Origin of the sequence: Lamprobacter sp. (assembly GCF_034860625.1) — a bacterium.
GTDB lineage: Bacteria > Pseudomonadota > Gammaproteobacteria > Chromatiales > Chromatiaceae > Lamprobacter.
Genome location: NZ_JAYESN010000683.1, coordinates 1 through 777 on the forward strand (window position 1 = coordinate 1; position 777 = coordinate 777).

The 777-nt window shown below is 62.2% G+C and carries 1 protein-coding gene; it reads right to left on the reverse strand.

The genetic code is table 11. From position 1 onward, the window contains the following. Positions 1 to 197: 197 nt before the first annotated feature. On the reverse strand, positions 198 to 777 hold a 580-nt coding region (locus tag VBE63_RS30745), incomplete at its 5' end, for a type I glyceraldehyde-3-phosphate dehydrogenase (RefSeq protein WP_416274755.1).

The window sequence follows — 777 nt, forward strand, 5'->3', positions numbered from 1 at the left end:
AGCCAGATCAAGATCGGTGAGTTTGGTGAAGGACATAGCAGAGCGCCTCATCGAGATGGTGTTAATAAAGCTGTGAGCGATCGGGAAAACCGGCCTGGCTTTCCGCATCGTTCTTGCTGTGCAGGTCGGACAGCCGTGATCGGTGGGCTGGACAGGCACACACCCGCCCTGCCCACCGAACAGCGATCTCAGCTCACTCAGCCCGCAACATGCTGCGCCAGACGCAGGAAGTTGCAGGTGTAGCCGTACTCGTTGTCGTACCAGGCAACGACCTTGACGAAGGTGCTATCGAGCATGATGCCAGCGCCGGCATCGAAGATCGACGGCGTGCCCTTGCCGCGGAAGTCGGTCGAGACGACCTTGTCTTCGGTGTAAGCCAGTACACCGGCCAGATCGCCGGACTCTGAGGCCGCCTTCATGGCCGCGCAGATCTCCTCGTAGCTCGCATCCTTGTTCAGCTCGCAGGTCAGGTCGACCACCGAGACGTCCGAGGTCGGCACGCGGAAGGCCATACCGGTCAGCTTGCCATTCAGCTCCGGCAGCACCTTGCCGACGGCCTTGGCGGCGCCGGTCGAGGACGGGATGATGTTCTCGAGGATGCCACGACCGCCGCGCCAGTCCTTCTGCGACGGACCATCGACGGTCTTCTGGGTCGCGGTGGCGGCATGCACGGTGGTCATCAGACCACGCTTGATGCCCCAGTTGTCATTCAGCACCTTAGAGACCGGTGCCAGACAGTTGGTGGTGCAAGAGGCGGCGGAGATGATCGCCTGGCCG